The sequence below is a fragment of the Streptomyces sp. NPDC052721 genome (assembly GCF_040678315.1).
In the GTDB taxonomy this organism is placed as follows: Bacteria; Actinomycetota; Actinomycetes; order Streptomycetales; family Streptomycetaceae; genus Streptomyces.
The window spans coordinates 15784-40873 of record NZ_JBFATL010000015.1; the positions used below are offsets into that span (position 1 = coordinate 15784).

At 68.5% G+C, this 25090-nt stretch carries 17 protein-coding genes and 3 pseudogenes; 9 read left to right on the forward strand and 11 right to left on the reverse strand.

Going from position 1 to position 25090, the window contains the following annotated elements:
- Positions 1 to 19: 19 nt before the first annotated feature.
- From AB0L21_RS16775 to AB0L21_RS16790, 4 genes and pseudogenes are all read right to left on the reverse strand, one after another.
- Entirely contained in the window at positions 20 to 475 is a 456-nt protein-coding gene (locus AB0L21_RS16775; RefSeq protein WP_365784680.1) for an SsgA family sporulation/cell division regulator, read from the reverse strand.
- A 149-nt stretch (positions 476 to 624) separates the two neighbouring features.
- Positions 625 to 974, reverse strand: a pseudogene (locus tag AB0L21_RS16780) (ferritin-like domain-containing protein).
- A gap of 234 nt (positions 975 to 1208) precedes the next feature.
- Positions 1209 to 2015, reverse strand: coding sequence for an SDR family oxidoreductase (locus tag AB0L21_RS16785; protein WP_365710409.1), 807 nt, complete (start codon positions 2013 to 2015; stop codon positions 1209 to 1211).
- 98 nt (positions 2016 to 2113) lie between these two features.
- Positions 2114 to 2530 (reverse strand): heme-binding protein, encoded by a 417-nt coding sequence (locus AB0L21_RS16790; RefSeq protein WP_365710407.1) that lies wholly within the window; start codon positions 2528 to 2530, stop codon positions 2114 to 2116.
- 709 nt (positions 2531 to 3239) lie between these two features.
- Between AB0L21_RS16790 and AB0L21_RS16795 the strand changes: the two genes are divergently transcribed.
- From AB0L21_RS16795 to AB0L21_RS16805, 3 genes are all read left to right on the forward strand, one after another.
- Positions 3240 to 4364 (forward strand): low temperature requirement protein A, encoded by a 1125-nt coding sequence (locus AB0L21_RS16795; RefSeq protein WP_365784681.1) that lies wholly within the window; start codon positions 3240 to 3242, stop codon positions 4362 to 4364.
- 312 nt (positions 4365 to 4676) lie between these two features.
- Positions 4677 to 4928: a hypothetical protein gene (locus AB0L21_RS16800; RefSeq protein ID WP_365784683.1), complete on the forward strand. Its 252-nt coding sequence runs from the start codon at positions 4677 to 4679 to the stop codon at positions 4926 to 4928.
- A gap of 1134 nt (positions 4929 to 6062) precedes the next feature.
- On the forward strand, positions 6063 to 7280 hold the full coding sequence (locus AB0L21_RS16805; protein ID WP_365784685.1) for an acyl-CoA dehydrogenase family protein: 1218 nt from the start codon (positions 6063 to 6065) through the stop codon (positions 7278 to 7280).
- 13 nt (positions 7281 to 7293) lie between these two features.
- On the opposite strand, the gene AB0L21_RS16810 is transcribed toward AB0L21_RS16805, so the two are convergent.
- Complete coding sequence (locus AB0L21_RS16810) at positions 7294 to 7455, reverse strand: hypothetical protein (protein ID WP_365784846.1); 162 nt, start codon at positions 7453 to 7455, stop codon at positions 7294 to 7296.
- A 585-nt stretch (positions 7456 to 8040) separates the two neighbouring features.
- Positions 8041 to 8169 (reverse strand): hypothetical protein, encoded by a 129-nt coding sequence (locus tag AB0L21_RS16815; protein ID WP_365784687.1) that lies wholly within the window; start codon positions 8167 to 8169, stop codon positions 8041 to 8043.
- Positions 8170 to 8526: 357 nt separating this feature from the next.
- Here AB0L21_RS16815 and AB0L21_RS16820 point away from each other — a divergent pair, with 357 nt between their 5' ends.
- Entirely contained in the window at positions 8527 to 9585 is a 1059-nt protein-coding gene (locus tag AB0L21_RS16820) for an alpha/beta hydrolase (protein ID WP_365710401.1), read from the forward strand.
- Positions 9586 to 9754: 169 nt separating this feature from the next.
- A complete protein-coding gene (locus AB0L21_RS16825) occupies positions 9755 to 12601 on the forward strand; it encodes an AAA family ATPase (RefSeq protein ID WP_365784689.1) in 2847 nt (948 codons plus the stop codon).
- Between the two features lie 289 nt (positions 12602 to 12890).
- On the opposite strand, the pseudogene AB0L21_RS16830 reads toward AB0L21_RS16825, so the two are convergent.
- Both AB0L21_RS16830 and AB0L21_RS16835 read right to left on the reverse strand, forming a co-directional pair.
- A pseudogene (locus tag AB0L21_RS16830) lies at positions 12891 to 13457 on the reverse strand (catalase); the annotation flags it as partial.
- Between the two features lie 53 nt (positions 13458 to 13510).
- Positions 13511 to 14935: an aldehyde dehydrogenase family protein gene (locus AB0L21_RS16835; RefSeq protein ID WP_365784691.1), complete on the reverse strand. Its 1425-nt coding sequence runs from the start codon at positions 14933 to 14935 to the stop codon at positions 13511 to 13513.
- A 562-nt stretch (positions 14936 to 15497) separates the two neighbouring features.
- Here AB0L21_RS16835 and AB0L21_RS16840 point away from each other — a divergent pair.
- Together AB0L21_RS16840 and AB0L21_RS16845 are read left to right on the forward strand one after the other, a co-directional pair.
- Positions 15498 to 15714 (forward strand): annotated as a pseudogene (locus AB0L21_RS16840) (SRPBCC family protein); the annotation flags it as partial.
- Positions 15715 to 15938: 224 nt separating this feature from the next.
- Positions 15939 to 16184 carry a hypothetical protein gene (locus AB0L21_RS16845; RefSeq protein ID WP_365784693.1) on the forward strand — a complete coding sequence of 82 codons (246 nt, stop codon included), beginning with the start codon at positions 15939 to 15941 and terminating at the stop codon, positions 16182 to 16184.
- A 95-nt stretch (positions 16185 to 16279) separates the two neighbouring features.
- Here the strand turns inward: AB0L21_RS16845 and AB0L21_RS16850 are convergent, their stop codons facing one another.
- Together AB0L21_RS16850 and AB0L21_RS16855 are read right to left on the reverse strand one after the other, a co-directional pair.
- Entirely contained in the window at positions 16280 to 18271 is a 1992-nt protein-coding gene (locus tag AB0L21_RS16850; RefSeq protein ID WP_365784695.1) for an FHA domain-containing protein, read from the reverse strand.
- A gap of 56 nt (positions 18272 to 18327) precedes the next feature.
- On the reverse strand, positions 18328 to 19989 hold the full coding sequence (locus tag AB0L21_RS16855; RefSeq protein WP_365784848.1) for a serine/threonine-protein kinase: 1662 nt from the start codon (positions 19987 to 19989) through the stop codon (positions 18328 to 18330).
- 501 nt (positions 19990 to 20490) lie between these two features.
- Between AB0L21_RS16855 and AB0L21_RS16860 the strand changes: the two genes are divergently transcribed.
- Positions 20491 to 21315, forward strand: a complete 825-nt coding sequence (locus AB0L21_RS16860; RefSeq protein ID WP_365784697.1) for an alpha/beta hydrolase — start codon at positions 20491 to 20493, stop codon at positions 21313 to 21315.
- An 84-nt stretch (positions 21316 to 21399) separates the two neighbouring features.
- On the opposite strand, the gene AB0L21_RS16865 is transcribed toward AB0L21_RS16860, so the two are convergent.
- Positions 21400 to 22530, reverse strand: coding sequence for an MFS transporter (locus AB0L21_RS16865; RefSeq protein WP_365784850.1), 1131 nt, complete (start codon positions 22528 to 22530; stop codon positions 21400 to 21402).
- A gap of 759 nt (positions 22531 to 23289) precedes the next feature.
- Between AB0L21_RS16865 and AB0L21_RS16870 the strand changes: the two genes are divergently transcribed.
- Positions 23290 to 24978 carry a pentapeptide repeat-containing protein gene (locus AB0L21_RS16870; protein ID WP_365784699.1) on the forward strand — a complete coding sequence of 563 codons (1689 nt, stop codon included), beginning with the start codon at positions 23290 to 23292 and terminating at the stop codon, positions 24976 to 24978.
- The last annotated feature ends 112 nt before the right edge of the window (positions 24979 to 25090 follow it).

Consider the following 25090-nt stretch of genomic DNA (forward strand, 5'->3'; position numbering starts at 1 on the left):
AGAAGGTGCTTGGGGGTGCTCAGGCATCGCCGAGCAGACGCTCCACGAACAGGTCCCAGTCGAACCCGTCCAGTTCCGTACCGGGGGGCACAAGGTCGTAGGTATTCAGCAGCCAGGTCTCCAGCGTGGACAGGCTCACCTCGAACAGTGCCGTCATGCCGCGCGACTCAAGCTGCATGTACATCACGGACTGGGGCTGAGTCGGCGAGGGCCACAGTCTTACGTCGCCCATGCCGGTGTGCCCCTGTGTGCCCTCGAAGAGCAGATCACGCGAGATGACCCAGGTGACGGTAGGGCCGTGGGGAGGACGCAGACACACGTCCACCATCAGAGGATCGCCCGGGTCGTAATGGAAAGCGACCCGCATGGGGATACGGATCGACGGCCTCAGGATCCGATGGACACGCATCGGCAACGAGCTGATGGGATCGAGAGCCGGTCGGCCGGCCGTGCTCTCCGGTTGTTTGTCGGGCATGGCCCCTTTCTCTTTTCGTCGGTGTGTTTCCCCATGCGACCCACCGCATCTGTCACATGACACCGCAGGAGACAGGCCCGAGCCGCCGGGCCGGTATGAAGTCGGTTGGGGGTGCTCCTCCTGCTCCTCCTGCTCCTCCTGGGCCGTCCTCAACGGTTCTCCGCCCGCATCATCCAGGCGTGCTTTTCCAGGTCGTCGATGATCGCGTGCAGGAGGTCGGCGGTCGGTGGATCTTCCGCGTCCACCTCGTCACGTGCCTGCCTGAGCGTCCCGGCTGTGGCACGGAGGCGCGTGTCGAGCAGGGAGGCCACGGTTGCCGTGTCCTGCTCTCCTGCGGGAACCTGGCCGTGTCGACGATGTCGTCGAGTCGCAGATGCAGGTCACGGAAGTTGCGACCTACGACATTCCAGTGTGCCTGCTTGCCCTGCAGGTGCAGCTCGATGAGATCGACGAGCACCTGCTGAAGGGCGCCGGTCAAGGCCGGTGACGCGGTGATCAACGGAACGTCCTCGTTCCGCCTTTTCGTCACGGTCGAGCCTATGGTTGTCACACTCTCTCCGTTCAACAGCCGAGGAAGCGCACGGAAGTGCCCCTGCCAGGACATCAGGCGGGACGGCATGAGGGCCTTCCGGTCACCGCTGCGGATGTGTCATCCGCACCCCGCCAGAAGGCCCTCAGCCATTCAAGGCGCTCGGAGGAGATCCGCGTCAGGCGATCTCCGTGGAAGGAACACCTAGATGGTGATGTCCCAGGCCTCGGTCTGGCTCTTCTTGAGCATGTCTTCGACGAAGCCCGGCACCACGTTGCGGAACTTGCCCGTGTCGCTGGGCACGATGCGCACCATCGCGTCGATCATCTCCTGGGGGTCGAGGCGACCTTCGTCGGTGCCGAGCAGCGAGTCGAACCCGGCCTGCACGTCGGCACGCTTGTTGAAGTTCTTGTCGTCGTCGAGCCACCTGAAGGCCGTCTCGGCCATGGTCTCGTTGAAACCGGTCAGGTAGGCGCCGGGGTTGACGGTCTGCACCTTGATGTTGTGCGGGCGCAGCTCGTCCCGGAGCGCCTCCGCGAGGGCCTCGAGCGCGTGCTTGGTCGACACGTAGGGGCCGAAGCCGGTCGGGGTGAACAGACCGCCCATGGAGGAGGTGAAGACCACCTTGCCCGGCCGGCCCTGGTCGATCCACTTGCGGGCGAACTTCTGAGCGAGCTCAAGGGGGGCGAACACGTTCGTCTCGAAGTTCTTCCGCAGCAGCCCGACGGGGATCTCGCTGACCGGACCGGCCTCACCGATACCGGCGTTGCTGAAGAGGACGTCGATGTCCCACTTCAGCGCGGCCGCGACGTCGTACGGGTCCAGGACGTCCAGCTTCTCGACGCGCAGGTTGTGCAGACCGAGCTCGCGGGCCTTCAGCCGGAGCGCCGAGACCTGGGGGTAGACCTGGGCCGTGGCGATGACGTCGTGGCCCTCCTTCGCCAGGCCGATGGCCGCACCCTCACCGAAACCCGATCCGGCACCCGTGATCAGAATCCGCTTACCGCTCATGATGATGTAATTCCTTTACTTGGTTTTTGTGCGTTGTGATTTTTCAGAAACCGATCGGCAGGACCGGTTCAGGGCCCGCCCCAGCCGGGGCGGAAAGCTCAGGCCGACGCGGCAGCGAGCGCGGCAGCCGCCGCCTGGGCGATCTCGGCATCCTGGGCGACCGACCCCCCGGACACACCCACGGCCCCGACGACGACGCCCTCGGCGTTGCGAATCGGCTTGCCGCCGGCGAAGACCACCAGTCCGCCGTTGCTGTTCTCCAGACCGAACGACGTACCGCCCGGCTTGCAGTATTCGAAGAGCGCTTCGGAGTCCAGCTGGAACAGCGCCGACGTGCGCGCCTTCCCCATCGCGATGTCGGCCGAACCCAGCAGGGCACCGTCCATACGAACGAAGGTCTTGAGGTTCGCGCCGGTATCGAACACCGCGATGTTCACGGGCAGCGCCATTTCCGCTGCCCGTCGCACACCGGCCGAGAGAACCCGCTGGGCCTCTCCGGTCGAAATGTCAGGCACTGCGACCAGCTCCTTACATGCTGTATTCATTGCCGACCGCTTTCGCCATTCAGGTGCGTGCCGTGAATTGCTGCCAACCGGTCGGCGTTCCCTTTCGAAATCCATCTTTGGCCATGTCGGGCTTGGGCGTAATCCGTCATCCGACCATGCCGGAACAGGCGGTCAGCGATTCCCATAGGTAAGGTGCTCATGGCGGGGCAGGCAGACCTGCCCCCCACATAGGTATCGATGGGCACAACCGGCACGCGGTTACCGGAAGGTGACCGCTTCCGGGCCAGGTCGGGCGATCCGACGCCCGTTGACAAGCGCGCCTGGCTGCCGACTCGGCCGGGAGCAGGGCTGGGACGATGGCACAAACGCCCCGTGCCGCCGGGTCACCGGTCCGCCGTTTGACGCCGCCTCGTGGACAGGCGGGGTCCCCCCGGCTCGCACCCGGTCGGCACGCCGATCTCACGAAGAGACGATCAGTTAACCTGGATGCCGCCGACTGCCAGGAGGCCTTTGCCCTCAGCCACGGCGAGCAGGGTCAGGCGCGAGATGTGGCGTTTCTGCCGTCCTTCAATCGCAGGATCCGCCACCGGGCGCCTCGACGGACGGCTGTCCGCTCGTACCGATGAGGGAAAGCGAACCGCTTGTGAGAAGAACCGAACGGACTGGCATCTCTCTCGTTCCCAGACGGCTGTGGATTTCAGAGAGAACCCAGGGCCGGGTGACGCCGACCGAACTCTTTTTTGACTTGGTGTTCGTCTCCGTCGTCACTCAGGTCACCCACGCGGTGGAAACCCATCCTGGGTGGGAAGGCCTCCTCAAGGGGCTGTTCCCGATGGTCATCATGTGGTGGATGTTCAGCGGGTTCGGATGGCTCACCAATGCGGTGAGACCTGACGCGGTGCAGGTGCGCCTCCTGCTGATGCTCGCGATGACGGGCTTCTTCGTCATGGGGCTGGATGTGCCGTACGCCTTCGATGCCGAGGGCTGGGCCTTCCCCTTGGCGTACCTGGCCGTCGTCGCCATCCACGGGCTCGTCTACCTGACAACCGATGCCCCGTCGGCGCGGCAGGCCATCCGTCGCAACATGCCGTTCAACGCCGCCGCCGGCGTACTCATACTCGTCGCCCCGCACCTTCCGGAAGCATGGGGTTGGGTGTGCTGGGCCACCGCTGTGCCCGTCCTCTACCTCTCGCCCTTGCTGGGTCGCATTCGCGGCTTCGTCCTCGAACCGCATCACTTCGTGGAGCGGCATGCGCTGCTCCTGCTGGTCGTACTGGGCGAGTCGGTGGTCGCTATCGGAATCGGCGCCCAAGGGTCGGCCATTCACCCGGTGAACGCCCCCTTGGCGCTGGGCGTGGCGTTGGGGATCGCCGTGGCCTCGGGCCTGTGGTGGGTGTACTTCGACGGGGACGAAGAGCGAGCCGACGCGGAGTTCGAGAAGGCCACCGAGGACCGTCGCCAGACACTCGCCTACTACGCGTTCACCAGCGCGCACCTGGTGATGATCATCGGCATTGTTCTCGTCGCGGCCGGGATCAGCGACGCCATCCACCACTTTGACGGGCATGCCCACCGGTGGTGGCTGGGCTGTGGCACAGCGGTGTTCCTCCTGGGTCACGCGATCTACCGGGGCCTGCTCGGAAGCGGACGTATCGCCGACCGCCTGATCGGGGCGGTGTGCGCGGTACCGCTGGGCGCGACAGCGTCCATCGCCGGCTGGATCGGCATGACCATGGTCGCGATCGTCCTGACAGGTATCGCCACGGTGGACCACCGCCTGGCGTCGACGGACCGGAGGCCTCTTGAGGACCCCGGGCTTCTTGAGGACTCCGCGTCCGGCTGACACCTCGACCGCGGCGACGGCAGACCTCACCGTCAGGAGCGCCGCGACGGGATCTGCTCACCGCGCGGGCCGAAGCGGCCTCGCGTGAGAGCGCATGGCGTGAAGGCAAGCCGTCGGCCCGATACGTGCCGTTGTGGCCGACGGTACAGGGACGCCGCGTGCCGAGCGGACAGGACGAGGGGTGGACCTGTCCCTACGTGCCCGGACACGGCCGGCCGCCCGCAGGCCTTCGCCCCGGTTCTTCGCTGATCATTCGCAGACCGTGTACAGCCACGCCGCACGACTTACCGGGATGGCAGCCCCGCGGACGACGTGATCTCGCTGACCTTTCTCGAGTCCTGGCGACTGCGCGAGAAACTGCTGCCCGACGCCGAGTTCCAGGACGGCACCGGCGGTGGACAGCGACCCTGGCTGTCGGGCATCACCACGAACGTGCTCCGCGGCACCCAGCGAACCGCCCGGCGGCGTCGGGCGGCACTCGCCCGGCTGCCGGAAAGGCACACGGACCGCGAGACGGTGCCCGACTTCGCCGACGAGCCGGCCGCCCGTTTGGACGATTCCTAACCACTCGCCGCCGCCCGCGCAGCCCTCGGTCCGCCGCGCAAACACGAGCGGAATGCCTTCGCGCTGTGCGTCTGGTCAGGGGTGATATACGCAGACGCGGCCGAGACCCTGGGCGTGCCGGTGAGCACGGCCGCTGGCCACCTCCGCAGCCGTCCTCGCTGCGGTCCTCACCAGCGGGCCGGTCAGCGGGCCACCGACCAGGAGGCCGTGGGGCTGCCGACCGCATCGCCACGATCGCGGCGGCCGAGGACGCCGTGCCCGTGCGCAAGACCAGTACGTGTACACCAAGGTCCAGGGCCCCCAGCAGATCAGGGACGAGGGCAACGACATCTTCCGGCGCTCGGACTTGGCAGGCGACCGATAGACGCTCCGGATTCTAGGGTCCGCAGAGGTGGCCCGGCTGAACGTCGGCGTCGTCGACAAGATCGGCGAGATCCCGGGCGAATGACGAAGCCGACCACCGGGGCCGCGTTGGGACCGCTCCGTCGGGGGAGCGGAGTCCGTGGGCGGCTCGGCCAGGTGGCCCGGCCACCAGGTGGGTGACGGGCGCTCAACTGCTCCGGTGCAGGCGCACGTAGCCGTCAACGCTCGTCCTGCAGTGCGGCTCACTTGATTGAACATAGCGTTGGACAGTATGTCCAATCAACCTTTAAGGTCCTCCATGCGGGCCGCCGGGCGCCTGACTTCTGACCGATCTGAAAGTGGGCTCTTTTCGTGGCTGATGGGGTTTCCCGTCCGACTCTGCTCCTGGCGCAGGGGGCATGGCACGGCGCGTGGTGCTCGGAGAAACTCAGGTCGGTCGAGCGGCTGGTGCCGCAGAGCACGAAGTCGCTCTCAACGTCCTGACCAAGGCGGGGTGGCGCACGGCCCCGTCGGCGTACGCCATCTGCGAGGACGACCAGGCCCTGCCCGCACAGGCCCAGCAGGTGTTGGGAAAGGCCGGGCGCAGTCCACCGAATCGCGGGCGACCACTCGCCCTTCCTGTTGAAGCCGGCGGAACTCGCAGCGCTCCTGGCGAAGATCGCATTCGGGGCTGCCCGAGCCCGACCTCGACCTGGGCCTCGCATGCCCTGGACAGGCATTCACGGCGGGATGCCCTGCCTGACAGAAAACCACACAAAAGGAGAATCATCTGTGAACACCAACAGCCGCCAGGACGACGCCGGTGCGCCGTCCAGGGAAGGCATCGGGGCCGAGCTGGTGGCGCGGGCCGTCGCCCTGCAGCCACTGCTGCGGGACCAGGCAGCCCGAGGTGAGTCGGACCGCGTCCTGCCGGTGGAGGTCGTCGACGCCCTGACCGATGCGGGCGTCTTCCGGCTGCTGACCCCCCGGCGGTACGGCGGCTACGAGACCGACCTGCGGACCTTGACGGACGTGTCCGAGGCCCTCGGGGAGGGCGACGGTTCGGCGGCCTGGGTCGGCATGATCATCGCGGTGACCAACTGGATGGCGTGCCTCTTCCCGGACAAGGCCCAGGAGGAGGTCTTCGGCGCCGATGCCGATGCTCGTGTGACCGGTGTGGCGGCTCCGACGGGCGTGGGCGAGCGCGTGCCGGGCGGCTGGCGCGTCAGCGGCAGGTGGTCGTACAACTCCGGAGCCCCGTATGCCACGTGGGCTGCGGTCGGTGCTCTGCTCAAGGACGGGAGCGGAGCAGTGGTGGACCAGGCACTCGTACTGATCCCCGCCTCCGAGCTGGCCATCGAGGACACCTGGCGCACCGCGGGCATGAAGGCGACCGCCAGCAACACCCTGATCGGGCAGGACGTGTTCGTTCCCGAGCACCGAGTGCTGTCGGTCCCCGCAGCCGCGGAAGGCGTCTATCCCCGCACGTCCCTGGACGAGACGCTGTACGCCTCGACGTTCGGCTCGATGCTGTTGTTGTGCCTGGTCGGGCCGCTGCTCGGCCTGGGGAAGGCGGCGCTAAAGGTGGCGGTGGACGCTGCCGCGGACAAGCCGCTGTCGTTCACCGTCCACAGCCGTCAGGCCGACTCGGTGGGCGTCCAGACAAAGCTGGCGGAGGCGGCGCTGATGCTGGAGACGGCCCGCCTGCACACCTACCGGGCTGTGGCCGAGGTGGATCAGGCCGCCGCCTCCGGCGGTCCCCTGGACTACGCCGCACGCGCGCACGTCAGAGCCCGGGCCGGCTTCGCCGCGCAGCACGTACTCGACGCGATCAGCACGCTCCTGAACGTGCATGGCGCGTCCTCGTTCGCCGATGCCGCCCCTCTCCAGCGCATTTGGCGTGACGCAAACGTCGCGGCGCGCCACGCCGGTCTGGTCCCGGAGATCGGCCTGGAGGTCTACGGCAAGTCTCTCCTCGGCATCAGCGACCGAGTGAGCCTGATGCTCTGAGCCCGACCCGCGGTCACGCCGTACGGCGACCTCGCAGCACTCCGTACGGTGTGACCCTTCTGTTCGGTTCTTCAGGACGCCGGATCGACGACGTGCCGTCGGGGCGCGTGACGACGGGTCCGGGATGACCGGCACTCGAGGGGGAGCAGCGCTGGGAGACGGGGTCGTAGATCAGACAGAGGCACGCCGCGCCAGCCTCGTTTCCGTCAGTGAACCTCCGCGCCTCCTGCGTCGGCCGGGAGTGGCCCGTCCCCCGTTCCGGCCGTTGTCGCTCTGGAACCGTCGCGTCAAGTCGTCGAGCCGGGCGAGCAGTTCATCCGGTTCCAGGCCCAGACCCGAGCGGGGGTGCACCGCCGCGCGCAGCCGCCCTGCGTCCTCGGCGGTCGGAAGGCCGTGGCCGGGCACAAGGCCGGCGACGAGGGCCACCGGGCCCCGGAGAGCGGCACGGCGTCGACCCAGTCGCCGCCCGAGCCCGCGTGCACGTACGCCTCGTCGAATCGCTCAACGTTGGGGAGCAGGGTGTCGCACACCCTGCTCCCCAACTTTTCGGACTGCCATGCCGTCCCGCTGATGCGCTACGCCCCGTCCTTGGATTCCCCTGCCCAGGTGCTGCTCCGGGCAGCCGGGGCGATCCTGCCGCCTCCGTCGGCCGGGCGGGGAGCTCGGTGGCGGCCCAGCCCGTCAGGAAGGTGAGGGCCTTTTCCTGGGCAGCCGTCCCTAGGAAGGGCAGTACCAGGCAGACGAGCGGGCTGCTCCAGGGCTACCCGCCGAGCCTCCCCGGTTTCCGCAGCTCCTGGCGCAGCACCGGGGTCAGCGCCTCGGCGTAGGACTCCGCCACATGACTTGCGTCGCGGTAGACGAACCTGTCGCCTATGACCAGGGGGGGCACCTGCCCGTCCCGTGCCATAACCCGCTGGCCGTGCTCCCTTTCCCACTGGGGGTAGGCCGTAGAATTCCGCGTCATGCTCGTGAGCTGTCCACCGAGTGGGGTGAGTTTCGGGTCGGCAGCGCAGGGCGCCCTCGGGACCGCACAGCGGGCGATGTCACTCACCCGACAGTCACATGCCCGATCAACAGGCCTCAGTGCCCAGTCATGCGACTGATGCGCCCCGGGCCGCATCCGGGTTTCCCTTGGAGTTGATCTTTCGCCTGCTCCGAACCCGGCCGCGCCTCCACGGCCGCGCGGCGCAGGCGCACCTGGTGTTGAGCTGCACTGCACGACGCCACCGCCGCCAAGGAGAACGTGATGTCCGACCCATCCTCCAACCCTGCGGAACCGGTGCTCGAACCGGCCGCCCGCGCGTTCGTGGAGGCCACCGCAGAGCCGCCGTACCTCACGGACCTGGGCCCGGTGGAAGGCCGCGAGGCCATGCAGGCGATACAGAGAGCGGGAACAGCGGAAGCGGCACGAGCCGCCGGGGCGGCACTTCCCGCGCATGTGGTGTCCGGCGGGCAGGAAGGACGCCTGGGGCAGGGCGGTATGCCCGAAGTCGACGAACGGTGGATCGCGGTCTCGGGCGGACCGAACGGCAGTGTCGCGGTGCGCATCGTCCGTCCCAAGGGGGTCGTCGGGGCATTGCCCGCCATCCTGTACATCCACGGCCCGGGCTGGGTCTTCGGCAGCGCGTTCACCCATGACCGGCTGGTCCGTGACCTGGTGGTGGGCGCACAGGCGGTCGCGGTCTTCCCCGAGTACACGCTCTCCCCGGAGGCCCGTTACCCCGTCGCCCTGGAGGAGTGTTACGCGGTGGCCCGGTGGGTCGCGCGTCGAGGAGCCGACCACGGCATCGACCCGACGCGGCTGGCCGTCGCGGGGGACTCCGCGGGCGGCAATCTGAGCGCGGCCCTGACGCTGCTGGCCAAGGAGCGCGGGGACGTCGGTTTCGTCCAGCAGGTACTGTTCTATCCGGTCACCGATGCGAACTTCGACACCGGCTCGTACCGCCGTTTCGCTGACGGCTACTTCCTACGGCGGGATGCGATGCGCTGGTTCTGGGACCAGTACGCGCCCGATGAGTCGCAGCGGACGCAGATCACCGCAAGCCCGCTGCGAGCGACCGAGGAGGAGCTCGTCGGACTGCCGCCGACGCTCATCATCACCGCGGAGGCGGACGTCGTACGGGACGAGGGCGAGGCGTACGCGGCCAAGCTGCGTGCGGCAGGAGTAGAGGTCACCGCTACGCGGTACGAGGGCGTCATCCACGATTTCGTCGTGCTTACCCCACTGTCGTCGACGACCGCGGCACGCGGGGCTGTAGCCCAGGCCGTCCTGGCTCTGCGCCAAGCGCTGGGTAGGCCCGAATGACGCGGTGGTTGTCCCGCTTTGTGGCGTTGGACAGACTGTCCAACGTTATGTCGTGCATACTGGGTGAGGTCCACCGTCGTTCGCAGTCGCGCACAGAGTCCTCTCCCCAGGTCGAAGGGCGACTCCGACGGACCACGACCAGGCCGCGTCGGCAAGCAAGGGAGCAGTTTTGATCGGTGGGGGTGTCACATTCACGTACGGACAGACGAACACGCTGATCGGCCGGGAGAGCGACCTTCGGCGGGTCCGTGATCTGCTGGGCATCAAGGCCGGCGGCGGGTCACTCCTGCTGGCCGGCGACGCCGGGGTCGGGAAGACGGCGGTGCTGGACGCACTCGCAAGGACCGCGGACGAGGAAGGCGTCCGGGTCCTCCGCGCCGCCGGCGTCGAGTTCGAGGCGGACTGCAGCTACTCCTGCCTCAACCAGATCCTCTTCCCGCTCCTGGACTCCCTTGACGACCTCGAAGCGCCCTTCCGTGAAGCCCTCCGGGTGGCGCTCGGTTTCGACAGCGGCAGGCCGCCGGAGCGGCTCGTCGTGTCCAATGCCGTGCTGCGCCTGCTCCAGCAGGTCGCCGCAGCGGGTCCGCTTCTGGTCGTCATCGACGACCTGCCCTGGGTCGACCGGGCGAGCACCGCCGTCCTGGGCTTCGTCGCCCGGCGGGTGACCGGCCTCGGGGTGAGCTTCCTCGCCGCAGCGCGTTCCGGAGCTCGGAACCTCCTCCTCGAGGGGGGCGCGCTGCCCACGTACGAGTTGCCGCCGCTCGACGAGGAGTCGTCGGCCCGGCTGGTCGGCATCACGTTCCCAGGTATGGCGCGCAGCGTACGCCAGCACCTCCTGTCCGTTGCGGGCGGCAATCCCCTCGCTCTGCTGGAACTGCCGACAGCGCTGCATCCGGCATCGGCTGACCCGCCCGCCGTGCTGCCGCTCAGCCGACGCCTTGAGACGCTGTTCGACTCCCGCGTGACCGGGCTGCCCATGCCGTCCCGGCGTCTGCTGCTGCTCGCGGCGCTTGACGGCACCGGCGACCTGGGCGTGCTCCAGGCAGCATCCCGGCAGGCGAACGACGGGTACGACCTGGCCGATCTCGCAGCCGCCGAGCGTGATGAGCTGGTGCGCATCGAGGGGAGCACGCGGCGGCTGAGGTTCCGCCATCCACTCATCCGGTCCGCGGTGGTGGGAAACTCCACCAGCGGCGAGCAGCGCGCGGCGCACTGGGCACTCGCACAGGTCCTCGTCGACCAGCCCGAGCGCCGCGCCTGGCACCTGGGCGAGGCCACCGTGGAGCCCGACGAGGAGGTTGCCGCCCTGCTGGAGAACGCGGCACGCCTCACCCTGCACCGCGGTGACGCGGCCGGGGGAATGCGGACGCTGATCCGGTCCGCCCACCTCACCCCCCAGAGCCAGAACCGCAGCCGCCGCCTCGCGGAAGCGGCCTACCTCGGCGCCGAGGCCACCGGTGCACTGTCCAGCGCCCGCACGCTCCTGGACGACGCCAGGCACGCCGCCCCGAATCCGGAGAACTGTCTGCACTCCGCCACAGCAACCGCGCTTCTCTTCCTCAACAGCGACGGTGACGTCGACACCACCCACCGGTTGCTCGTAGCCGCAATCGAGTCCACCGCCGAAACTCATGGATACGACGCGGGCGACAAGGCGCTCGTCGACGCGCTCCACATGCTCGCGCTCATCTGCTTCTTCGGCGCGCGGGCCGAGCTGTGGCAGCCCTACCACCGGGCCCTGGAACGGCTGAAGCCGAAGCCGCCGCTCTTCCTGTCCGCGCTGGGGAGGACCTTCTCCGACCCGGCACGCACCGGCGCGGTGGCCGGCGCGGAACTCGACCTGCTCGTCGCGAGCCTGCCCGGGGAGACCGACCCCCTTCAGATCACCCGTACCGGAACGGCGGCCCTCTACCTCGACCGGCTCGGCGAAGTCCGTGAAGCGGCGTGGCGTGTGGTGCGTATGGGGCGCGACGGTGGCCCGGCCCGGCGGCACCTGTCCGCACTGATCCACCTGTGCCTGGACGACTACCTCAGCGGAAGGTGGGACGAGGCACTGGACCTCGCCGACGAGGGGCTCCAGATCTGCGAAGAGCTCGGATACACCGTCTTCGCCTGGTACTACCTGTACATCAAGTCCATCATCTCCGGCGCCCGCGGAAACGCGGACGACAGCCTTGCGACGGCCGACCGCATCATCGCCTGGGCCTCGGCCCGCGGAGCACACTGCGCGGGACACTATGCGCACCATGCGGCCGCAGTGGCATCCCTGGGACGTGGTGACTTCGCGGGGGCCTACGAGCACGCGGCCGCCGTCAGCCCGGCGGGAAGCCTCGCGTCGCACGCCCCGCACGCCCTGTGGGTGGCGACGGACCTGGTGGAGGCCGGTGTCCGGAGCAACAGGGACCAGGAGGCCGCTGATCACGTACGTGCGATGCGGGAGGCAGGCACGGCCGCCCTCTCCCCCCGGCACGCCCTGCTGTTGGACGGGGCGGCCGCCTTGTGCACCACCGACGACGAGGAGGCACTGCGGCTGTTCGAACGGGCGTTGGCGACTCCCGGAGCCGAACGCTGGCGTTTCGAGTACGCACGCATACAGCTCGCCCATGGGGAGCGTTTGCGGCGGATCAGGGCGACGGCCGAGTCCCGCAAGCCGCTCGGCGCCGCGCTGGCGACGTTCCAACACCTGGGAGCCCGGCCGTGGGTCGAACGCGCGGAGCAGGAACTACGAGCCGCAGGCTGGAACAGGCGAAGTCCCGGTGAGCCGAAGAAGCGGACGCTCCTCACGCCCCAGGAGCGGGAGATCGCCCGACTGGCGGCCTCCGGCCTGACCAACAAGCAGATCGCCGAGCGCTTGTTCCTCTCCCACCGGACCGTGGGCGCGCATCTGTACCAGATATACCCGAAGCTGGGCATCACGTCGCGCGGCATGTTGCGCGACGCGCTCGACTCCGAGGCCACCAGCCGACGCACCGGCGCCGCCGACGACAGTCCTGCGGCTGATGCCTCTGCCCGCTGAACCCACGTCGAGCCCCCATGAAGATCGAAGTGATCCAACGGGCTGTCGACGTGCTGTTCGACGTTGCGGACGGCGCGTACTACAGCTCCGCCGTCTCTCCATCGATCTGTGAAGAGGCTGAGCTGCCGAAAGGAACCCGCACAGGCACCGCCCCAAGCCGCAACCATCATGTGAGCAAACCCCGTCGGCGAGGAATCAGGTCCGCGAAAGCGAGGCCGGTTCCGGCACAATGCGGTGCGTCAGCCCGTGGTAGCGCTGGGGCGTCGCCGTACACGGACGGGCGGCCCTGAGCGGGGCTGAAGATCGACTGCTCGACCTTGGCGAAGATGTTCTCCGGGTTGCGGTTCAGCTCCAGCTTGCCGATATCGATGACCGGGTAGTCCTCGTGCGGATGTTGGTCAGCCGAACGGGCTGAAGCAGTACGTCGCCGCGTCCGCCGCCGGCATGATCTGCACCTGCACGGCCCAGGCCGGGAACTCACCGCGCTCGATCGCCTCGCGCAGGTCGCGGTGGTGCGAGTCGGGGGGCCCTGCCCGCGGGACTCTCGGCCTCCTCGGCGGTGAGGTTCTTGATCCCCTGGTCGGTCTTGAAGGGGCATGTGACCCAGAAGAGCTCGCCGGCCGCGTTGTTCCGCTGGAAGCCGTGCGAACCGAAGCCGTCCGTGCGGCGGTAGGACGCCGGGATACCACGGTCGTAGAAGAGCCAGGTCACCTGGTGGGTGCTCTCCGGGCTGAGGTCCCGGAAGTCCCAGACGCTGTCCGCCTCCTGGCTGTCCGTGCACGGGTCGCGCTCAGCTCGTAGTTGCCGTCCTCGGTGCAGGACTCCAGCGCGAAGCCGCGCGGTCGCGGACGGCGTCCCGTCAGCGTTGGCATTTCAGTCTCGCCGTTTCCCGATGGGATCCCGCGTCGGTCAGCAGCGGCCCAGCACGACCTTGGTCTCCAGGTATTCCTGCATGCCCGCGGGGCCCCATTCGCGGCCGTTGCCGGACTCCTTGCACCCGCCCAAGGGTGCGGTCCAGTCGAAGTCGGGGTTGTTGACGATCACGTAGCCGGCTTCGATATGGGAACCGACGTCCGCGGCCTTCGCCGGATCGCCGCCGGTGACGTAACCGGCAAGGCCGTACCGGATGTCGTTGGCGATCTCGACAGCCTCATCCACCGTGTCGTAAGTGCTGATCGACATCACCGGCCCGAGAATCTCTTCCTGGGCGATGGTCATGTCGTTGGTGACCCCGATGAAGACAGTCGGCTTGACGAAGTGCCCCTGCTCCAGGCCATGTGGCTTGCCGAGGCCACCGGTGACCAGGTGGGCTCCCTCATCCAGGCCGGCCTGGATGGAGTGCTGGACGGTCTGCCACTGCTCGTCGGAGATCAGCGGGCCCATGTCGATGTCGTCTGCGCGCGGGTCGCCGATCCTGATGGACTCGATCCGCGGGAGCAGCACGGACAGGAACTCCTCCAGCCGCTCGCGCGGCACCAGGGTCCGGCTCGGCGCACTGCAGATCTGGCCGGTGTTGGCTACCAGCCAGGTGAGTGCTGTGCCGGCCGCGACGTCCATGTCCGCATCGGGCATGATCACCTGCGGAGACCTGCCGCCGAGTTCGGTGGCCACGCGCTTGGCGCTCTGGCCGGCAGCGGCATTCACCTGGAGCGCGGTCTCACCCGAGCCGGTGAAGGACACCAGGGCGACGTCGGGATGCGACGCGAGCGCGTTTCCGATCACCGAGCCGCGACCAGTGACGAGGTTGAAGACGCCCGCGGGGACTCCGGCAGCCTCCAGGACCTCGGCCAGGACGACAGCGGAGTACGGCGCCAGCCGGGCCGGCTTGAGGACGACGGTGCAGCCCGCAGCGAGGGCCGAGGCGGTCTTGCCCGCCGGCTGGAGGGCGGGGAAGTTCCAAGGAGTGATCAGAGCGGCCACGCCGATGGGTTCCTTGCGGACGTGGGTGGTGCTGCGCTCTTCGGTGAACGCAAACGTCTTGAGCTGCTGGGCGGCTGCCCGGAACTGGAAGATTCCGGCGGCGACGTGCCTGGAGCGGGACAGCGGCAGCGGGCAGCCCAGCTCTGCGGTGACAGCCTGGGCCATGTCCTCGGCGCGCTGCTCGTACTCGTCGGCGATCCGCTCCAGCAGATCTATGCGCTCCTGGCGGGTGGTCCGCGAGAAAGCGGGGAATGCGCGGCTGGCCGCGGCGACCGCCAGGTCGACGTCGGCCTCGCCACCGAGTGCCACCCGTCCGGACACCTCGCCGGTGGCAGGGTCGGTCACATCGATGACCGTGCCGTCGAGGGGCTCGCGCCAGGCGCCGTCGATGTACAGCTCGGTGTACTCACGCATGGTGTCTCCGTTGGATCCGCAGTTCTTCGCCACACAGACGACCATGTGGCGGAGGCGGCCTTCGTGTGCGAAGGCGCCTTGCGGAATCCATCGTCGTGAGGGAGAGACCTGGCATACAGGGAGATCCCTTCCTGGGAAGCCGTCCCTAGGAAAGCCAGTACCAGGCATGCACGGACCGCGTCCGAGCAGCTTCGGAGGGCTTCGTGGCCGCCTCGGCCTCGGTGATGGGCGCACAGGCTGCCGAACGCGATGCACGCGAGGTTGATAACGGCTCGTCTGTGAGGCGGGGCAGCGCTGGTCCGGGGGCGCTCAGGCATCGCCGAGCAGATGCTGCGACACCTCTACAGGTCACATAACACCGTCCAGCCCGGTGTCCGCCGGCGACTGATCGAGGGCCGTCGCCCGAATCTCGGGGAACGAGCCGGTCATATCCGTCCCCTGCCGGGAGCGCAACAGCACCCGGGGGTGGGGTCAGGCGCCGTCGGGCAGCGGGGCGGCCGGGGCTGAACCTCCCCCCACGCCGCGATCCAGGAGAACGACCGCGGGCCTCCACGTCAGCCGTATCGTGCCCGCCTCACCCGGCAAGGTCCGGAGCCTCATCTGCGGCTTCGACGCCCTGCCCGACTGGCTCCCCTGCATCCCCGAGAGCACCGCGCTCGCAGGCGGCCGGGTGCGCCGGCTGAAGAACCCCGGACGGCGCCACCGAGAACGAGGCCGTCGACCTGTTCACCGGCGTCTACCGCGACGGCCTCGACGCCCTTCACCAGACCCTTACCGGGCACCGCGGCCATCACGGCGCCCGGCCGCGCAGCCGGTTTCAGCGACGGGGCCGACGGCTCGGGGCCTCCGCGTCCTGCGGAGCTGATCAGGGAGGGCACCGTGGTGGACAGACCGAGGCCGGGCACCATCCAGCCGATCAGGGCGGCCGGGGGGAAGGCGATGAGAAGTCCGGTGCGTTCGAGATCAAGAACACGACCGTACGACAAGACGCGCACCGCACGAGGTGAGCGGCCGTCTGGCGCGGTGGGCGATCGAGCTGGTCGCCGGTGAGTCCGGTCGGCGCCTGCTGGTCGCCACCGCCGCAGCAGACACCGGCATCCTGCGCTTCTACCAGCGGCAGGGTTCCGCTTGCGGTCCGTCGAACGAGAGGCCTTCACTCGACACTGGTTACGAGTCGGGCGTCCTCATCGGCGGTGTCGGGCTTCCGGGACCGGGCGTGGCTCGACCATCCTGCTCGATCCTGCCGTAGGTGACTCCGCCGTCCGTCCCTCGCGCCGCCCGGCGTCCTGAGCCCCGCCGCGCGGACGCGTGCGGGGCTCAGGCTGCGGTCGGGGTGACGTGTCGTCAGACCGGATCGAACAGTCCCGAGGTGCGGGGGTCGGGGAGCGGGTCGGCCGCGGCGGGGACGGCGGGGACGAAGACGGGGGCGTCGTTCTGGTAGAAGATGTCGATGTCCGCTTCCTCGCCGCCGACGATCAGCGTGTCCCACGCACCGCTCTCCTGAAGTGTCCGCAGCGTCGCCGGGGCCAGCGCGGAGAGGTGGGCGCGCAGTTCCTCGTCGTCGGGCAGGCCCGGAAGGCGGGGCGCGAGGCGGTCGCGGATCGCCCGCATGCGGTCCAGGAGGATCTCAAGGTCCGCCTCCGCGGAACTCGACGGCACCGGGCTGCCGGCAACGTCCGGGGCGGACGCGGACGATACGGCGAGTGCGGCTGCCGCCGGTCCCCCCGCACTCTCCATGCTGCTGTGGATGATGTCCTTGATCGCGCGGGTCACGCCCCGCTCGTCCGTCGTGACCATCGCGTTCCACGCGCGGCTCTTGTGGCGGTACTGCAGCATCGACATCGCCGCCTCGTGCCGGATGAAGTCCGCGTCGCGCAGCGGCCGGCCCCGCCAGACGCGGCTGAGGGAGCGGGCGAGGGAAACGGCCGAGGCCAGGCCGCTGTTGAGGCCGCGGCCGGGCCAGAAGTGGATCGCGTTGGCCGCATCGCCCAGGAGGAACCCGTACGTCCCCGGACGGTCGGCGGTCGGACGGGTGAGCTGTGCCGTGAACCGCGGGCGCTGCACCATGTCCAGTCGGAACGACGTGATCGCGCTGAGGTCCTCCTCGGCGACGCCGAACAGCCGTAGTCCTTCGAGGATCCGCTTCCACAGCGGCGAACCCCGCAGCAGCGCGGGCAGGAACAGGGTTCCGTGGGTCGGGCAGACGAACTCGTTGTCCTCGTGGCGGCTCATGACGCAGGGCCGGGCCGCGATGCACTCCTCGAAAACCTGCCGCACCGGGTCGATGCCGATGACGTTGCGCGCCTCCTCGCGGGTGAGCCGCATGTTGAGGAAGCCCTCGCCACGAAGCGAGTTCAGCAGGAACCGGTTCTGCGCCACCGTCAGCAGCACGCTCATGGGGTCCGAGAGCCGGGACTTGACCCGCAGCCCGAGCACCACGTCCTGGATGTGCTCGCCGTCGAGGGAGTAGATGGAGGCGTCGGCCGTGCCGAAGCGGTCCGCGTAGTGCTCGCGGGTGCGGGAACGGCCGCCTTCGCAGATCACCAGCACGTGGTCTCGGGCGATCAGTTGCTCCTGCTCGGCAGGATCGAACCGCTTGGGCACCAGCCGGATCGCGGACTTGCGGTTGGCCAGCTCCAGCAGCCGGTCCTCGATGTAGGCGATGCGGATGTTGCGGGGCGGCTGCCCGTCCACGGAGTCGGGCCCCAGCGGCCACATCTCGGAGAACTGCCCGTCTGCGAACAGCGCCGACTGCATCTCCTGCGTCAGCGCCAGGTATTGCCGGCTCTGCACGGTGACGACCTGCTGGCGGCGGACGTTGCCCTGGGTCTCGTCCTTCCAGACCACGGAGGTGCCGCTGCGAACCCAGCGGCCGTCGTAGACGGTGACCGCGACCCGTCCCGGCAGCGCCTCCTCCAGCAGCAGCGCGAAGGCGAGACCCACCGGGCCGCCGCCGGTCACGGTGACCCGGAGCACCCCCGGGTCCACGGTCGCGTCGGCGCGGGGCAGGGCGAGCTGGGAGAGGTCCATGACCGTCTCCACGGCCTCCTGCGTCTCGAACAGGAACGACTCGTCGCCGATGCGTATGACGTCACCGGGAACCAACTCGTGCCGGGTGACGCGCTGTTCGTTGACGTACGTGCCGTTCCGGCTGCCGCGGTCATGGAGGACGTACGTGCCGTTCTCCGTGACGATCTCGGCGTGCAACCGGGAGGCGCTGACACTGACGATGACGACATCGTTATCACTCTTGCGTCCGAACGTCAGCGGAGCGTCGCCGAGGACCACGCTCTGACCGGTGAATGGACCGGTCCGTCCCACGATGACCGACAACACAGAAACTCCCTTGAGAAAAGCCAGATTGGTCAAAGTATGAACGACGTGTTGTCGTGTCACTCGCCGTGGGCACGGCAGGTGATCGAAAAGGCGACCGTGTTGGACTTGGCGTCGAACGGCGACTTGATCTCCACCGCCATCGCGCTTCTCAGCGTCCCCTCCTGTGCGTACGTCGACAGGCGTACGGTTTCCTTCTTGCTGGCGGGGTCGCCTTCCCGGAACGACAGGGTGCGCCACTGCCGGTCCACCACAGAGCCGTTCTCCGAGACCCATCGATAGGAGAACTGGACCGGAGCCCGGTCGGTCGTGAACGTCGCCGTGAACCACGGCGCTTGCCCGTCTCCCGGCGGGCAGCTCCCGTCGTACGTCGTGGCGCTGCCGGTCACGGTCACCGAAACGGGTTGCGAGGCGCTTCCGCCGGTCTCTGCTCCGCCGTCCTTGCCCTTGTCGCCGTCCTGGGTCACGAGCGCGTAGGCGAGGCCTCCACCGAGCAGGACCAGCACGGCCGCCGCCGCCCCGATCAAGTATCCGGTACGGCGGCTGCGGCGCGCAGGAGCGGGCGCGGGGCCGGTGTCATGCCCGAAGGCGGGGCCGGGCTCGGTGATCACGGGCCCCAATCCCACACCGCCGACAGGAGGCCCGAACGTTCCCAACGGCGCGGACGCGGCCTGAGGCACCGGCGCTGCCGAGTCCGCGTCGACCGCGGCCGGTGCGGTCTCCGTGAACGCGACCGCAGCCGTGGGCACCTCCTCAGCGGTGGTGACCGCCGCGGTCACGGCCGCGGTGATGCCGCCCGTGGCGGAGGTCGTGGCGGCGGCAGGGGTCGTGGCGGCGGTGGCATCGGTGGAGGTCTCGGCCTGCGAGGAGACTGCCGCGTCACCAGCCGCCAGGCGCAGTCGACGCCCGGCCTCGTCGGCCGTCATCCGCTCCTCGGGGTCCTTGAGCAACAGTCCCTCGATGACCGGCGCAAGCGGCCCGGCCCGGTGCGCCGGCGGCAGTTCGTCGTCCACGATGGCGCGCAGTGTCGCCAGGGCCGTCGTCCTGCGGAACGGCGAACGGCCCTGCACGGCCGTGTAGAGGAGCGCGCCCAGCGACCAGAGGTCGGACGCGGTGCCCGGCGTCCGGCCCAACGCCCGCTCCGGCGCCAGGTATTCGGGCGATCCGACGACCTCACCGGTCATCGTCAGCGCCGTGTCGCCCTCCACGGTGGCTATCCCGAAGTCGGTCAGTACGACGCGGCCCTCGTCGGCGAGCAGGACGTTGGCGGGCTTCACGTCGCGGTGCAGCACCCCGGCGGCGTGCGCCGCGCGCAGCGCCGCGAGCACCTCGGTCCCGATGCGCGCGACTTCCTTCGGCGGCAGGGCGCCCTCCGCGGCGATCACGTCGGCGAGCGACCGGCCGCGGACGAGTTCCATGACGATCCACGGGCGGTCGTCGAAGGTGACGACGTCGTAAACGGTCACGACGGCACGGGCGTTGACCCTTGCCGCGGCCCAGGCCTCCCGCTCCAGTCGGACGTGCATGCGCTTGCTGCGCTCCGCCGGCAGGTCCAGGGAGACGCGGACCTCCTTGACCGCCACCTCGCGGTGCAGGATCTCGTCGTGGGCGCGCCACACGGTGCCCATGCCGCCCTCGCCGAGTACGGACAGCAGCCGGTACCGGCCGGCGACCAGCCGCTCACCACCAGCGTCCGGTGAGGCCGCGTCCTGGTTGTGCATGAGGGTCATCTCCCATTCTCCGCCAAGTGCCGGGGACAGTATGATGAATACGTCGACGATCACTAAACGCGCAGGCTGACAGCCGGCTGCGAGACCCGTCCGCCCCATCCTCGCGTTGCTGATCCATCGATGTCGTCCGTGCGGCACACGAAGCGGGCGGCACGGCCTGTCATCTCGTGGGGGAAGGCGCGGGCGTCCTCGACCGTCTCAAGGGCTCGGAGTCCGCCTCGCCGTTCGCTGGGAACGACGCCTCGACCTCCACAACGCCTTCGTCTCACTCGCCTGTGGACTCGTCTGCTGGCGGCGTCTCAACAAGCAGGTAGCGTGATCATCGATGTTCCCGTGTCTACCGCAGCAGTCCGGGTACAACAAGCGGCTGCGGGCCGCGTTGCCGATGGTCAAGGCCCTCGTCCGGGCCGGAGGCCGCTTCGAACGCGGCCGGCTCGTCGAACGGCCCGAGGCGCGGCATGATCGAGGCCAGTCGATGAGCTGGGGGCCGACGTGGCATGGTCTGAACACGTGGTGGTGCGAGACGGCGTCCGGCTCGCCTGCCGGGACTGGGGCGGGTCGGGATCGCCCATCGTGCTGCTGCACGGCCTGGCCGGTCACGCGGGTGAATGGGACGTGCTGGCACAGCGCCTGAGCTCCAGATACCGGGTCGTCGCGGTCGACCAGCGCGGGCACGGCGCCAGCGAGCGCCACCCGCGGGACGTCTCCCGGGCCGCCTACGTCGCCGATGTCATCGCCGTTGTCGATCAGCTGGCGCGGCAGCGGCCCGTCCTGGCCGGCCAGTCGCTGGGCGGGCACACGGCCATGCTCACCGCCGCCGCACATCCCGGACTCGTCCGCGCACTCGTGCTCGTCGAGGCCGGCCCCGGCGGTGCAGACCCGAACGGCCCCGTGGACATGGGTGGATGGCTCGACTCATGGCCGACACCGTTCCCCTCACGTGAAGCGGCAGCCGCGTTCCTCGGCGGCGGACCGGTTGGTGCAGGCTGGGCGGCCGGGCTGGAGGAACGCGAGGGCGGATGGTGGCCTCGCTTCGACCGGGACGTGATGGTCCGCTCGCTGGAGGAGAACGCCCGGCGTTCCTTTTGGCGCGAGTGGGGGCAGGTCGCGTGCCCCACCCTGCTCGTCCTGGCCCAATCCAGCTTCATCCCTGCGCGGGAAGCCGAGGAGATGCTCCGGCAGCGACCCGCCACCATGGCCATGAGCATCCCCGGCACCGGTCACGATCTGCACCTGGAACAGCCCGAGATCCTGCACGCCGCGGTCTTGGACTTCCTCAAGGGACTGTGTGGTGCCTTCTCGGTGGTGTGTTGGTGACCGGAGGTCTGTGATCGGCCGCCTGGACCGTTTGCGGTGCGGCAAGGTCCGGGCGTGTCAGGTCGTCAAGCAGGCCGGGACGGGTCAGGCGTTGTCCGGCCATGTCAGGCGGCGGGCGTAGTGGGTCCATACAGCGATGACCATGAGGGTGGCTGTCATGCCGCCGAGGGTCATGACCGTCGAGGGCGAGCCGGCGTCGACGACGAGTCCACCGGTCAGAGCGCCGAGGGAGATCGTGGCTTGGAACGAAGCGGTGAACATGACGGAAGCGGCTTCGGGAGTGTCGGGGCTCGCCTTGGTGAACCATGTCTGGGAACAGACGGGGACTGCCCCGTATGCCACGCCCCAGACGATGAGCAGGGCGATCGCTCCGACTGGCCCATGCCCCAGGACGGGCAGGAGCAAGGTCGCGGCAGCAATCATGCCGGCGGCGGTGCCGAAGGTGGCCCGAGGGTGCCGTGTAGCCAGGGAGCCGCCGAGGAAGTTGCCGAGGATGCCCGCTGCTCCGTAGATGAGCAGGAAGACGGTGATGAGCCCGGAGCTGACGTCGGTGACCTGCTGGAGGAACGGCGTGACGTAGGTGTACGTGCCGAAGTGCGCCAACACAACCAGAACGGTCAGGAGCAGTGCGGATCGGGTGGCAACGCTGTTGAGCATGCCGCGTAGTACGCGCAGGCGGGTGGTCTGGTGAGGTGGCAGTGGCGGCGTGACGATCAACAGCATGATCAGTACGGCGACGGTGAAGTCGCCCATGGCGATGAACGCGGTGCGCCATCCGGCCAGGTCGCCGATGAGTGTGCCGGCCGGCACGCCCAGTACGGAGCCTAAGGGTACTGCGGAGAAGATCACTGCCGTGGCTCGGCCGACGGATGCGGCGGGTACCAGGCGTTCGGCCAGTGAGGCGCCGATGGACCAGAAGCCGCCGATGACGATGCCGACGATGATGCGGGAGACCAGGACCAGCCAGTAGTCGGGGGCTGCTGCTGCCAGGAAGTTCGCTGCGGCGAGCAGGACCATGAAGACGCTCAGCATCAGGCGGCGGTCGATCCGCGCGGTCACGACGGTGACGACGGGGGCGGCGATCGCAGCGAGGAAGCCGGGCATGGTCATCATCATTCCGGCCATGCCATCGGAGATGGTGAAGCTGGCACCGACCTTGGTCAGAAGTCCGACAGGGAGGATTTCGGTGGTGACGATGGAGAAGATGCCCAGCATCACCGCGACGGCGGCCAGCCATCCGATCACCGGGGAGCGGGGCGGTGAATCGGCCCCGCCAGGGTCGCGCGTGGTGGCGGTGGTTGATGCAGCCATGAATTCCGTCCTGTGATGTGTGTGCTGTTGCGTGATCAGTTCAGCAGGCGGAGCGCGGCAAGGGCTGGCAGATATGCGACATCAGTGCTGTCTCGAAGGGTGGTGTCGTAATTCTGCTCGTGCGCGTCCTCACGGTCGTTGCTGATGCACTTGCATTTCCATTCGTGCATGAGACGTGAGCGTTCTCATGTGCGGCTTCGGCAAGGGTGTTAATCCGTGGCTTTACTTGCTGGGCTGGACATCTCAGCAGCCCGTGAGATTTTCGGCGTCGACCGGTCCTATCCGGTCGACCCTTGGTACGAATTCGCCTGCTGGGCCCCGAGCGACGCTCGGGGGCTGCGATGCCTGCCGTGTGGAGCGGCTGCGGAGCACAGATCAGTTGCCGGAGGCTCACGCCATCGTGGTGCCAGCCTGGACGGACGTGCCTCAGGAGCCGCCGGCTGCTCTTGTCCAGGCGCTGCCGACAGCACATGGCGCAAGGTCCCGTGTCGTCGCCGCGTCGACGGGGTGTTCGCTTTCACAGCGGCCGGGCTCCTGGATGGCCAGCGAGCGAGTGTGCACTGGGCGCTGCGTGACTGTCCGCGTCCCTCAGTCGCGAGGGGCGGGGTGTGCCCAACCAAACTCGCGGCAACCGTCACGGGTCCAGGCGACGTCGCTGATGACATGACTGCCACCATGCCTACTGAGCCCCCCAACTATCCCCATTGCGGTCGCGGCGCAGGCGATCGAGATCCTGTGGGGTGCCGGGGCCGTCGTGTTGAGCGGCGGACCGGCGAGACCGGCGACAGCCAGCCGGAACTGTATGCCGCGTGCCTGACCCACCTTGCCGACGAGGACCGCGATACCTATCTGGCTTCCCTCGGCCCTGGCAGCCGTCTTGACCACCGTGGCACCACCATCGGCGGGACTGTGCTGGATCGCCTGTTGGGAGCGGTACGCGACCCTGACACTGGTCGGCCCCGTCTGGGCACCTCCCAGTTCAGCGGGGCGGTCTTCGAAAGCGACGCCGCATTCGATGGGGCGATCTTCGAGGGCCACGCCCAGTTCAGCAATGCCACCTTCAACAGGTCTGTCTCATTCGCCTGGGGGATCTTCCAGGGCGAAGCCAGGTTTAGCGGAGCGATCTTTGCAAGCGAGGCCGCTTTCATCGAGGCGGCATTCAAGGACGATGTGTGGTTCAGCAATGCGTTCTTCAAGGCCAATGCCTGGTTCGGTGGGGCGACCTTCGAGCAGGCCTCGAAGATCGGACCGTTGGTATGCCATGGGCAAGCGGACTTCCAGACGGCGGTGTTCTCCACTGCTGTGACTCTGGAGATCGCGGCCAAAAAGGTCGATTGCCTTCGCGTACGCTGGGCCTCCACGGCCGCACTGCGGCTGCGGCACGCAACAGTTGATCTCAGCGACGCCGTGCTGGAGTACCCAGTGAGCGTTGCCGCTTCCTCTACCCCCTTCACCGTTGTACGGCAGGAGCTTGACGGGTCTTGGGCACGGCAGGAACTTGATGAGTCCGGGCTCACCCGCTCCCCGGTGCGGGTGCTGTCACTGCGGGGTGTGGACGCCTCGCATCTGGTGCTGGCGGATGTCGATCTGGCGCTGTGCCGTTTCGCCGGCACCATCCATCTCGACCAGCTGCGCCTGCAGGGCCGCTGCACTCTCGCCACCACCCCTGCCGGTCTGCGCCGTCGCGGTGTGGTACCGGTGCGCTGCACGGTGCGGCAGACTCTGGCTGAAGAGCAGCACTGGCGGGCGGCGCAAGGACGCGCTGGAGAGGGCTGGACCCCCGACCCCGACGGCGGCGAACCACTGACACCGACCACGCTGGCACCCGTGTACCGGGAGTTACGCAAGGCCTTCGAGGACGGCAAGAATGAGCCGGGGGCAGCTGACTTCTATTACGGCGAGATGGAGATGCGCCGCCACGACCCGCATACCTCCTGGAGCGAGCGCTTCCTGCTTCAGGTTTACTGGACGGTCTCCGGCTATGGCCTGCGCGCTGCACGGGCACTGAGCTGGCTGCTCGCAGCCATGGCCGCCACCGTGCTGTTGATGATGCTGTGGGGCCTGCCACAGGAGTCCCCGAAATCAGTGAACACGGGAATCATCGAAGGCCGCAGAATTACCGTGATCACCGACACCCCCACTCCGATGAATCCCCACGGACCCTACCTCGACCGGCTCTCAAGCGAACGGTTCGAGCCAGCCCTGCGCGTGGTGATCAACTCCGTGGTGTTCCGTTCCAGCGGCCAGAACCTGACCACCTTCGGCACCTACACCGAGATGGCCTCTCGGTTCACCGAGCCCCTCCTGCTCGCCCTTGCTGTCCTCGCCATCCGTAGCCGCGTGAAACGGTAGTTGCGCGACGTGGCTCGATGACAGGCGAGGAGTACCCGTGCAGAAACGACGTGGCCAACTGTGGTTCGCAACTCGCTAACTGAAGTGCTCAGTCGCAGTCCCCGGCATCGCA

Bases quoted from the DNA above. Each gene is read 5' to 3' on its own strand.
- AB0L21_RS16775 (WP_365784680.1), bottom strand. From the start codon at position 475: ATGCCCGACAAACAACCGGAGAGCACGGCCGGCCGACCGGCTCTCGAT.
- AB0L21_RS16785 (WP_365710409.1), bottom strand. From the start codon at position 2,015: ATGAGCGGTAAGCGGATTCTGATCACGGGTGCCGGATCGGGTTTCGGT.
- AB0L21_RS16820 (WP_365710401.1), top strand. From the start codon at position 8,527: ATGTCCGACCCATCCTCCAACCCTGCGGAACCGGTGCTCGAACCGGCC.
- AB0L21_RS16835 (WP_365784691.1), bottom strand. From the start codon at position 14,935: ATGCGTGAGTACACCGAGCTGTACATCGACGGCGCCTGGCGCGAGCCC.
- AB0L21_RS16855 (WP_365784848.1), bottom strand. From the start codon at position 19,989: ATGCACAACCAGGACGCGGCCTCACCGGACGCTGGTGGTGAGCGGCTG.
- AB0L21_RS16865 (WP_365784850.1), bottom strand. From the start codon at position 22,530: ATGCTGGGCATCTTCTCCATCGTCACCACCGAAATCCTCCCTGTCGGA.
- AB0L21_RS16870 (WP_365784699.1), top strand. From the start codon at position 23,290: ATGACTGCCACCATGCCTACTGAGCCCCCCAACTATCCCCATTGCGGT.